Below are 4,259 nucleotides of genomic sequence, written 5' to 3'. Positions count from 1 at the left end.
GCGCTATTTATATGATTGCTTCTATCGTTTGGCTCAATTGATGACACGCCCTAGAGCACCTAGATTTAAGTCACAATAGAAAAATAACAGGAACTGGGTTTTCAGAGGCCTCTTTGCCAAATCTAAAGACTCTTGATTTGTGGAACAATAAAGTAAATACGGATGGACTTCGAGCCGTAGTTTCAGTCGTTCCCAACCTCCAAATATTTTCTCTCGGAGGAAATAATGACATTAATGAAACATCTCTTCTAAGAGCATTTGCTGGCAATCCTTTGAAACTCCAAATGCTCATCTTGGATTGTTGTACAAATCTTAAAGATGAAGGTGCAGAGCTTTTGTCAGATTCTTCATTTTTGCCTGATCTTCAAGTTTTAAGCTTATCATTTACAGAAATGACTGAAAAAGGACTCCTCGCGCTTACAACACGTTCTTCAACAAAGTTGATAGATGTTCGGGGAAATTTCTCTGAGCCAGAAGGAAGAGTCGCCCTCCAAAGAAAATATAACCTTCCTAATATATTCTTTGGAGGAATTAAGCACCATTATGAAGATGGTGGACCTCTTCGTAGCTTAGCTGACATAAAGCAACTTTATGCACATATGTTTTAAACGTTAACATATAAACACCCAAGCCCTATCTTCCCTGATAGGGCTTTTTTTTACTCTTTAATCCCCTTCTCATGCGCGTAAAAAAGCTTTTTCAGACACTCTTTCTGTTGATAGATTTGATCTTCTTTGAGCGCTATAACTTGGCTTTCATCATTTGAATAGGATGCATGATGTTCCCTTGGCTCTAAGATTTTCAAACTTTTTTAATTTTGTAGTTTTAATTTTTAGGATCTTTGAGTATTAAATAAAGAGGTGCCTCTCCTCGTAATTTCTCTTTTAAAAAGACAGTCCTATGCTTCTTGTTCGTGGAACCCATGATCTAATTCATAAAAAGGCTCAGCTCCATCGGTATATTACCGAATACGCACGCACTTGGGCGCACAAGTATGGATTTTTTGATATTTCAACGCCCTTACTTGAATATGAGGGAATTTTTTCGAGATCCTTGGGAGAAACATCGGACATTATTCGAAAAGAAATGTTTGTTGTTGAACAGAAAGGTGAAGATTCTCATAAAGAAGCTATTATTTTAAGGCCTGAGGGCACAGCGCCGATCATGCGCGCGCTCTTTATGAACGGTCTGCATCAAACACTTCCTCAAAAGTTTTTTTACGAAGGCCCTATGTTTCGATATGATCGACCCCAAAAAGGTCGTCAAAGACAATTTCATCAATTTGGCATTGAATTTTTAGGAATCAAATCTTCTTGGGCTGAAATTGAAGTTATTTCTCTTGCTTTTGATATTTTAAAAGGGCTCGGCATCCCAAATCTTACCCTTGAAATTAACACCCTCGGAGATACATCCAGCAGAGAAAGTTATAAATCAGCGCTTGTTGAATATTTTCAAAATGTTAAAGAATATTTATCTCCCGAAAGCCAAGAACGTCTTCTTAAAAATCCACTCCGCATTTTAGATTCAAAATCTCCTCAGGATAAAAAGCTTATGGAAGATGCTCCTCATTTTAGAAATTATCTAAACACGTCCTCAGAACATTACTTTGAAACTATTTTAAAAGAATTAAATTCCCTTGATATTCCTTTTAAAGTAAATCCTCATTTAGTGCGCGGACTTGATTATTACAGTCACACCGTTTTTGAAATCACAACACCGGATCTAGGGGCCCAAAGTACTCTCCTTGCAGGAGGACGGTATGATGCGCTTTCAACCCTCATGGGCAATTCAACCGAGATACCTGCTGTTGGGTGGGCAGCTGGCATTGAGCGACTTTCACTTCTTGTTGAAGAAAAATTGACTCTTCCAACCCCCCTTCAAATTGCTTTCATTCCGCTCACAGAAGAACAGAACCAAAAAACCTTTTTATGGAGTCAAAAGGTCCGCAAAGAAGGCTTTACCGTCCATTTCATCTCGGAAGGAAAAATTGCGCAAAAGTTCAAAGCCGCCACAAAATTAAGAGCTCACTATGGCCTTATTTTAGGCGATGAAGAAGAAAAAACAAAAACATTTACCCTTAAAAATTTTGAAACGGGAGATCAATCTAAGATTTCTCAGGACTCTCTTATATCGACGTTAAAATCTCTTAACCCCTTATAGATCTTAATCATTATGAATTTCGCACAAAAACTCGATCGTGTTCTTGATCATTATACCGTTTTAAAGAAAAAGCTTGAATCGGATCATGATAACCCTCAAGAATTTATTCCTCTAACAAAAGAATATGCTGAGTTAACACCACTGGCCGATGCTATTTTAAGCTTACGACAAGCCGAAAAAAATAAAGAGGAACTTTGTTCTCTTTTAAAAGAGGCGAATCTTGACCCTGATTTAAAAGAAATGGCACAAGAAGAACTTTTAACGTTAGAGAAAACCCTTCCTGAACTCGAACAAAAAATTAAAATATTGCTTTTACCTAAAGACAAAGATGATGAACGCAATGTTATCTTAGAGATTCGTGCCGGTACAGGAGGAGAAGAGGCCGCTCTTTTTGGTGCAAATCTCTTTCGTATGTACAAACGTTATGCAGAAATAAAAGGGTGGCGTTTTGAAACCCTTGATCTTTCAGAAACTGGCATTGGTGGTATTAAAGAAGCCCGTGCCAATATTTCAGGAGAAAATGTTTTTGCACGCCTTAAATTTGAATCAGGTGTTCATCGTGTCCAACGGGTTCCTGAAACAGAAAGTTCAGGACGTATTCATACGTCTGCAGCAACCGTTGCTATTCTTCCTGAGCCCAAAGAAGTAGACGTCGTTCTTGAAGATAAAGACATTCGCATTGATGTATTTCGTTCAAGTGGCCCTGGTGGGCAATCTGTTAATACAACAGATAGTGCGGTGCGTATTACCCATATTCCAACAGGCATTGTTGTTCAACAACAAGATGAAAAGTCACAGCATAAAAATAAGGCTAAAGCTCTTAAGATTTTAAGAGCGCGCATCTATGAAAAAGAACGCGAGCGTCAAGACCTTGAAAGATCTCAAAATAGAAAATCTCAAGTTGGAAGTGGAGACCGTTCTGAAAGAATTCGCACCTATAACTATCCTCAAGGAAGACTTACAGATCATCGCATAAACCTTACGCTTTATAAACTTTCCCAAATTCTAGAAGGCACAGATTTAGATGAGGTGATTGAACCGTTGATTTCAGAAGATCAAGCTAAAAAACTTTCAGACGTTTCAGATGCCTAATGCGCTTAACTCTTGAACAAGCACTCAATTGGGGACAAAAGCAACTTCTTTCAAAAGAAGAGATAGGGGTAGGCCCAAATGAAGCCCTCAAAAAAGCACGTCTCCTTCTCGCCTATGCTTTAAAAAAAGATATAAGTTACATCTTTGCTTTCAAAGAAAAAACCCTTTCTCTTGAGGAAAATATTCTCTTTGAAGATTTTATCCTAAAAGCGTCCGAAGGCACCCCACTTTCACGTATTCTTAAATTCCGTGAATTCTGGTCTCTGCCTTTTTTTCTAAATGTAGCCACATTAGATCCACGACCTGATAGTGAGCTTATCATTGACGTTGCCTTAAAAATGATTCCAGATCCTACGACAAGATTACGCATCCTCGACTTAGGAACGGGATCAGGGTGCTTACTTCTTTCTCTTTTGCATATGTTTCCAAATGCCCAAGGAGTAGGCGTTGATTTAAGCTTTGAAGCAGCGTATTGTGCCCAAGAAAATGCGCGTCATTTAAACCTTGACCAACGGTCTCTTTTCATTCAAGGCTCTTGGACAGAAGCACTCGAGGGAAAATTTGATCTTATTATAAGCAACCCTCCTTATATTCCAACATCAGATATCCTTCATCTGGATTCAAGCGTCAGATTATTTGACCCTCTTCTCGCTCTCGATGGCGGACAAGATGGTCTTGATTCCTATCGACATCTTATTCCAAAATTTAAGCATCTTCTTTCTCTTAGAGGTCTCGTTCTTGTTGAAATCGGTGCAACACAATTTTCGGATGTGGAAAAGATTTTTAAGACAGAAAATTTTCAAGAGATTCAATGTCATCTTGATCTTGAAGGAAGGCCTCGTGTTATATCAGCGTATGTTTCATGATGCTATTCACCTAAAAAAAGAATTCAAAACCTTTTAAAATATGATCTCTTTTGCATCAAATTTCCCTTTTTAATTTTTTCTCTTTTTTAGGTTGTGTGGACAAAAAATTAAGGAAGCCAGATGAAGGTACCAACAAAATAT

The 4,259-nt window shown here is 38.2% G+C and carries 3 protein-coding genes and 1 pseudogene; all 4 read left to right on the top strand.

The genetic code is table 11. From position 1 onward, the window contains the following. Nucleotides 1–50: 50 nt before the first annotated feature. A pseudogene (locus tag JSS34_08515) lies at nt 51–608 on the top strand (leucine-rich repeat domain-containing protein). A gap of 292 nt (nt 609–900) precedes the next feature. Then, nucleotides 901–2,160 (top strand): histidine--tRNA ligase, encoded by a 1,260-nt coding sequence (locus tag JSS34_08510; GenBank protein MBS0186340.1) that lies wholly within the window; start codon nt 901–903, stop codon nt 2,158–2,160. A gap of 12 nt (nt 2,161–2,172) precedes the next feature. Beyond that, complete coding sequence (prfA, locus tag JSS34_08505) at nt 2,173–3,252, top strand: peptide chain release factor 1 (GenBank protein ID MBS0186339.1); 1,080 nt, start codon at nt 2,173–2,175, stop codon at nt 3,250–3,252. After that, nucleotides 3,252–4,118, top strand: a complete 867-nt coding sequence (prmC, locus tag JSS34_08500; GenBank protein ID MBS0186338.1) for a peptide chain release factor N(5)-glutamine methyltransferase — start codon at nt 3,252–3,254, stop codon at nt 4,116–4,118. The genes prfA and prmC overlap by 1 nt, the downstream gene beginning before the upstream one ends. Nucleotides 4,119–4,259 lie beyond the last annotated feature (141 nt).

This window comes from Pseudomonadota bacterium (assembly GCA_018242545.1).
Classification (GTDB): Bacteria; Pseudomonadota; Alphaproteobacteria; order 16-39-46; family 16-39-46; genus 16-39-46.
Note: the sequence above shows the minus strand (reverse complement) of the source record. Positions and strands in the feature narration are given on the sequence as shown.